Origin of the sequence: Fructobacillus sp. EFB-N1, from assembly GCF_001038455.1 — a bacterium.
Lineage (GTDB): Bacteria > Bacillota > Bacilli > Lactobacillales > Lactobacillaceae > Fructobacillus > Fructobacillus cardui.
Genome location: NZ_LDUY01000001.1, coordinates 65,123 through 71,383, shown reverse-complemented (window position 1 = coordinate 71,383; position 6,261 = coordinate 65,123). Strand labels below are relative to the sequence as shown.

The following is a 6,261-nucleotide window of genomic DNA, read 5'->3' as shown; positions in this document are numbered from 1 at the left end:
TTCTTTGGGTTTTTATTTTAAATTTTCTCGTTCGAATTAATTATAGAATCTGCCAGTTCCATTAGTTATTCCTTGCAAATATCCATGCTTTGCATCTTCTTTCCCAACGGATTCTATATCTTCGGCTGAAAAATTATTTTTTTCCGATGCCGTTACAACAACATCTAGATTTGCATAATTAATTTGCTCAATTTGTTTATGTTTGTAGTATCGATCGAATGCATCTTCAGACTCTTCATATGGTATTCCATTCGGATAAACAAAATGAAAATGTACCTTTCTATATGATTCCTCAATTTTATAGCTTTCAAAAATAGGATTTATATTTATTGCTCCTAGACTCATTTTTTCAGATTTACTATTTAACATCTTCACTAATGTCAATGCAACAGCTTTAGCACCTTCTTCATCGCTAGCTTCCACTAAAATTCTTTCATTATGAAGATTGTAGTAAGCGAGTAAATTCACGCTCTTCGGATTTTGTATTAAATATTCTTCTATTTTTCTACTGTTAACAATGTACATCCTTCCATGACCTACATCTTTATTTAAGTCATCCGAAAATTTTTTATTAGGAGTGTCAAAAGCCAAATTAATTTCAGGAAAACTATTTAGCAAATTATCAATACTTTCTTTAGCTTTTGGTTTAACAATATTTAAAAATTCAGAGCTATACTGAATACTTTGAGTACTTATATATTCACTAACCACACTAAAGTAATTTTCAATCAGTGTTTGACTCGCAAATTTAAACTCTTTATAAACTTCAGTATCTAAAATGTTAACACTATCATTGCTATTTATTACAAGCCAATGATCTTTAATACCTCTAGTTTTTGGAAAAACCTTTTTACATAGCGAAGGTAATAATTCTTGTTTGATTTGATGCATTCCTAAATCGTGATTTTGACCATTACCAGCGTATAATTTTAAAATAGCTGGTTCCAAATTGATTTTGAATTCATATAACATTTTCATCTCCAAACCGTTTTTATATACTTAAAAGAACATTATATGAATTATAGTCAATCTTTTATTCACAGATTTCCATCTAAAGAATTAACATTATATGATGCCAATTTAATAAAATCACACAATCATGCTTTTTTCATCATCTGTGCATTAACTTCAACACACAAAATTGTCAATCACCGTATCATCATAATAATCATTGATTAAAACCATACCAAAAGAATCATCACTCAAAAACATTTTTCATTTTACATAGCATCGTAATTGTTTATTACCATTCACCACTGCTAATATTCATTTAAGCAAACTAATTGACAACTCGAAAAAACAAAAAATCATTAAGATGTATAAAAATTCAGCAAAAAATAGTCCAAAATACACATTTACCGCAACTTTTCAGCAAGTTCCAAAAACCCCCATACAAACCAAAAGGCCCTATATCTTTGATATAGAGCCTTTTTTAATGATAACAAAAAAGCCGCAACCGAAGTTGCGACTTTAATAGTAGCTCGTGAGAGAATCGAACTCTCGATTCCGCCGTGAAAGGGCAGCGTCTTAGCCACTTGACCAACGAGCCATGGTCAGTTGTTGCTTGATATCTCTATCAAACAACTATATTAGTATATCAACCATATCTGTAAATTGCAACCCTTTTTTGGAAATTTATTTTAATTTATCTTGTTCGTAGGTATGAATCTTATCCAAGTTAGCAAAATCCTGCTGACGTAGAGCCTCATAGATCACGATTGCCACCGTGTTCGACAAATTCAAAGAACGAATATGTTCGTCGTTTTGTGGAATCCGAATAGCCTTTTCAGGATTCTGACGCATAAAGACTTCAGGCAAACCGGTTGTTTCCTTTCCAAAAAGGAAGTAATGGTCGCCATCATCCAATGTATAATCCGGATCCGTATAGTCCTGGTTAGCAAATTTTGAAACCAGGTATAGGTGATCCGCTGGCTTTAAGGTAGCCAAAAAATCAGGCAAAGAGTCGTGCTTGACCAAATCAACATGGTCCCAGTAGTCCAAACCAGCCCGCTTCACCGCTTTATCTGAAATATCAAAACCTAAAGGCTCGATTAAATGCAAGACGGCATTCGTACCGGCAGTTGTTCGAGCAATGTTACCCGTGTTCGCCGGCATAACCGGTTCAAATAAAACAACGTGATTCGTCATTTTGTTTCTCCTAATTCTTTGTCTAATTCTTCTTTAAATAACTTTGAGTTTGTCCGCCACCAGGTATAAAGGTGAACTACCAAAACCTTTAAGACGGCATAACCAGGGACTGCTAGGATAAAGCCTAGCAGACCAAAAATTTGACCAGAGGCCAACAAAACAACAATCACCGTCACTGGGTGAATATCCAAAGCATCTCCCAAAATTTTCGGTGTAATCACATGGCCTTCCAATGGCTGCTCAATAATCAAAACAATCGCTGCCAAAACCGCCATCTTCACTCCCCCAGTCACAAAAGCAACCGCAAAGACCGGCACCTGGGCCAAGAAGGAACCTAAGTAAGGAATCAGGTTCAAAACACCAGCCAAGATAGCCAACAGGATTCCAGAAGGCAAGCCGATAATCGTATAACCAAGGGCAAACATAATCGTCACTGACATCGCGACTCCCAATTGACCCCGAATGTACTTTGAAATCTGTCCTGATAATTCTGCCAAAAGATTTTTCGTTGATGGTCGCGCCTTGGGCGGCAACTTGTCGATAATAAATTCTGGCAAATGAGCACCGTCAACTAATAAATAATACAGAATAAAGGGCGTTGAAACCAAAACAACACCGACTTCACTTAAGCGGGCCGCAAAGTGGCCAACACCAGAAATACTAGCACCCAGATGAAATTGTACCCAGGCGATCGCCGTATGGTTAATTTGGTCGTTCGACGTGACCAAAATGTTCCGCAACTGATCATACTGCTTCCCTTCAAATGTTTCCTTAATCCAATCCTGGCCCTCACGTAAGTAACTTGGCCAATGGGTTAACAAATCGGTTACTTGGACCGTCACTACCCGAGCCAGAAAGGCAATCGCCGCTACCAAGATGAGGATAAAAAGAACAAGGACAACCAATACAATTCGATTTCGTTTCCAGCCTGACTTCGTTTCCAACTTTGTGACTAAAGGATTCAATAAGTAGTAAAAGACCCCTGCAATCAAAATTGGTGCCCCAACCGCAGCGACAAAGGACTCAATCGGTCCAAAAATAAAGCGTACTTGATAGGCTAACCAAATGATTAACAGGACTAAGACCACCGCAGTTAAAGTTTTAAGTCCCTTAACCGATGTCAACCCCGTCGTTTTTTTTCCGTTTTCTCTCGGCATAGTCGCTCCTTTTCATGACACTTCTATTACTAAATATTTTACCATAGCACTAACGGAAAAAGGGCCTTGACCAACGCTTTTCCCGTGACAATTCGGCGGCAAATGAGCCGCTCTCCTTAAAAATCAGAAACCAACATGTTGTTACTTTTTTAGCTACTCAGTCGAGACCATGACAAAAATGTGCTACAATATTTCTGATTAGAATATTAAAAAAGGAGTGACACTGAACATGACTGTTCATCACGTACTATTTGGTACTTATACCCGCCAAAGTTCAAAGGGCATTTACGAAGCTGATTTTGACGAAGCAACCGGTCAATTGTCCGATGCACGCTTAGTGTTTGCTGGCACGAATCCGACCTACTTGGCGATTTCCAAGGAAAACGTCGTCTACGCCGTTGAAAAGCGTGGCGATGAAGCTGGTGTTGTTTCGCTTGATAATGCCACCCGTCCCATGTCTGAAATTGGTTTGAATGTAACCGAGGGTTCTGCCCCCGCTTACATCGCCGTTGATGAAGACCGTCAATTGGTCTTTACTGGCTACTACCACCGTGGTACGGTTGAAGTTTACGCTATTCAGCCCGGTGGTTCCCTGGTCTTAAAGGACACATGGCACAACAGCGGTTCTGGTCCTCGTCCAGAACAAGACAGCTCCCACGTTCACTATGTCAACTTGACGCCTGACAACCGTTTGGCTGTTGTTGATTTGGGAACCGATGAAGTCATTACCTTAGATGTCAACCCTGACGGCCTCTTAACCGATGTTGCTCGCTATAAGGCGGACGACGGTTTTGGACCACGTCATTTGCGCTTCTCCCCTGACGGCCAATACGCTTACGTCTTGGGTGAATTGTCATCATTGCTTTCCGTTTTGAAGTACGACGCAGAAGACGGTTCATTTGCCCATGTGATGACGATTTCAACCATCCCTTCTGACTGGGACGAACACAATGGTGCTGCCGCCATCCGCTTGACAGAAGACGGTCGCTTCATCTATACGTCAAACCGCGGTCACGATTCCGTTTCTGTCTTCCAAACATCCAACATGGGAGCAGAAATCGAATTGATTCAAACGATTTCGACTGAAGGCTCATTCCCTCGCGACATGAACTTCGATCCAGCCGAAAAGTTCTTGGTTGTTGCTAACCAGAAAACGGACAACGTTTCCGTCTTCTCCCGCGACCACGAAACTGGTGAATTAACACTGGTTCAAAAAGACTTTGCCATCCCTGAGGGTGTCCGGGTAAAGTTCGAAGGCTAAAGCCAAACTGATTTTTCAAAGAGTTGCTCAAGCAGCTCTTTTTTTACGTCCTTTTTCATCAAAGTAATCAAAAAAGACTCTTGCAATGAGCAAGAGCCTTTAAGAAAAAAAGTTAAATTAGCGAGCCATGCGCCGCTCGGCATAGCCCAACACCCGTGAAATGGTAAAGGTCAACACGAAGTAAATCAGCGAGGCAATCACCAGTGGCATAAATGGTTCAAACGAAGCTCCCTGAACAACGCCAGTTTCATACATCAACTCGCCGACACCGATAACCGAGATAACGGAGCCTTCCTTGATAACCGAAACAAACTCATTTCCCAAGGCTGGCAAAATCGTGCGGACAGCCTGTGGCAAAATCACCAAACGCATCGTCCTGGCATGGGAAAGTCCCAAAGACCGAGCAGCTTCCGTTTGTCCCTTATCAACCGATTCAATTCCAGAACGGATGATTTCAGCAACGTAGGCAGCGGAATTCAAGCCCATCGCCAGCGAACCAGCTACGAAAGCCGACAAGTGCAAGCCAATCGCCTGTGTTCCGAAGAAGACCATAAAGGCCTGAACCAGCAAAGGCGTTCCCCGGACATATTCAACGTAAATGTTTCCAATCGCCTTGAGGATAAAGACGGATGAAAGCTTCAAGAGAGCAAAGAAAGTTCCTAAAGTGGTTCCAATCAAGACACCAACAACAGCTAAGGCCAACGTAATGCCAGTTCCTTCAACGAAGTAGTGACCGTACTTTTGCCAGTAAGACTTGTCCTTTGAGGAAAACATCTGCTTTTGTGCCTGCTTCTTCCAGTTATTGAACTGACCATTGGTCGTTACCTTATCAATGACCTGGTTGACTTGGGCCACCAAGGCTGGTGAATTCTTAGGAACAGCAATCGATGTCTGTCCGGTTGAATCCGCTGAGAACTTTGGCTCAACCACCGCAAACTTCGGATTCTGATCCGCATAAGCTTGGGCAATCGTCTTTTCAGCCACAACCCCGGCTACAACCCCTTGTGACAACTGAGAAATCAGATTGGGATACTTTTGCAATGAAACAACCGTCGCCCCAGGAATCGTCTTAGCAGCATCTTCCTGGATGGTTTGGGTTTGTGCCCCAATCTTTTGACCAGAGAAGGCTGACAATTCGCCACTTTCATACTTGGCCTTATTTGTCTTCAACACAATCATTGTCTGGGGTGACTTCAGGTAAACATGGGAAAAATCAACTTGTGTCTCTCGCTCCGGTGTTGCTGAGAAACCAGAAGCGATCATATCAATCTTCCCAGTTTTCAAAGCCCCCAAAAGGGCATCAAAGCCCATGTCTTCAATTTGAATTTTAACGCCCAATTTCTTAGCAATCGCCTTTGCTAAGGAGACATCGAAACCAACGATTTGATCCTTACCATCGATTTGGCTATGAAATTCGTAAGGTGCATAGTCGGCTGACAAGCCAACGACCAATGTCCCCTTCTTTTGAATCCGCTCCAAAGTTGGATCTGTTTCAGCTGCACTAGCCTTGGTCGTGAAGGCTGCCGCAGATGCTAATACAAGAGGCAAAACCAATATGGCCAAGGTCATCCAGGTCAGCATTTTTTTGCTAATTTTTTTGAACATATTCAATCCTTTTGTCAGTCACAGACCAACATTTTATTTTTTGTTATCTGACCATTCATTTTGCAATGTCTGACATCAAAAAAGAGCTCG

Annotated in this window: 5 protein-coding genes and 1 tRNA gene; 1 reads left to right on the top strand and 5 read right to left on the bottom strand. The window is 41.4% G+C overall.

What is annotated here, in order from left to right:
- Positions 1 to 36: 36 nt before the first annotated feature.
- The 4 genes from FEFB_RS00310 to FEFB_RS00295 form a co-directional block, all read right to left on the bottom strand.
- On the bottom strand, positions 37 to 972 hold the full coding sequence (locus FEFB_RS00310; RefSeq protein WP_047974260.1) for a hypothetical protein: 936 nt from the start codon (positions 970 to 972) through the stop codon (positions 37 to 39).
- Between the two features lie 505 nt (positions 973 to 1,477).
- Positions 1,478 to 1,549, bottom strand: a tRNA-Glu gene (locus FEFB_RS00305).
- A gap of 86 nt (positions 1,550 to 1,635) precedes the next feature.
- Positions 1,636 to 2,148, bottom strand: a complete 513-nt coding sequence (locus FEFB_RS00300) for a tRNA (cytidine(34)-2'-O)-methyltransferase (protein WP_047974259.1) — start codon at positions 2,146 to 2,148, stop codon at positions 1,636 to 1,638.
- Positions 2,145 to 3,305 carry an AI-2E family transporter gene (locus FEFB_RS00295; RefSeq protein ID WP_047974258.1) on the bottom strand — a complete coding sequence of 387 codons (1,161 nt, stop codon included), beginning with the start codon at positions 3,303 to 3,305 and terminating at the stop codon, positions 2,145 to 2,147. Before FEFB_RS00295 ends, FEFB_RS00300 begins: the two co-directional genes overlap by 4 nt.
- Positions 3,306 to 3,534: 229 nt before the next feature.
- Here FEFB_RS00295 and FEFB_RS00290 point away from each other — a divergent pair, with 229 nt between their 5' ends.
- Entirely contained in the window at positions 3,535 to 4,566 is a 1,032-nt protein-coding gene (locus FEFB_RS00290; protein ID WP_047974257.1) for a lactonase family protein, read from the top strand.
- A 117-nt stretch (positions 4,567 to 4,683) separates the two neighbouring features.
- Here the strand turns inward: FEFB_RS00290 and FEFB_RS00285 are convergent, their stop codons facing one another.
- On the bottom strand, positions 4,684 to 6,171 hold the full coding sequence (locus FEFB_RS00285; protein ID WP_047974256.1) for an ABC transporter substrate-binding protein/permease: 1,488 nt from the start codon (positions 6,169 to 6,171) through the stop codon (positions 4,684 to 4,686).
- Between the last annotated feature and the right edge of the window lie 90 nt (positions 6,172 to 6,261).

What these genes read in the sequence shown, in the direction of transcription:
- FEFB_RS00310 (WP_047974260.1), bottom strand. Translation starts at nt 972, where the DNA reads ATGTTATATGAATTCAAAATCAATTTGGAACCAGCTATTTTAAAATTA.
- FEFB_RS00300 (WP_047974259.1), bottom strand. Translation starts at nt 2,148, where the DNA reads ATGACGAATCACGTTGTTTTATTTGAACCGGTTATGCCGGCGAACACG.
- FEFB_RS00295 (WP_047974258.1), bottom strand. Translation starts at nt 3,305, where the DNA reads ATGCCGAGAGAAAACGGAAAAAAAACGACGGGGTTGACATCGGTTAAG.
- FEFB_RS00290 (WP_047974257.1), top strand. Translation starts at nt 3,535, where the DNA reads ATGACTGTTCATCACGTACTATTTGGTACTTATACCCGCCAAAGTTCA.
- FEFB_RS00285 (WP_047974256.1), bottom strand. Translation starts at nt 6,171, where the DNA reads ATGTTCAAAAAAATTAGCAAAAAAATGCTGACCTGGATGACCTTGGCC.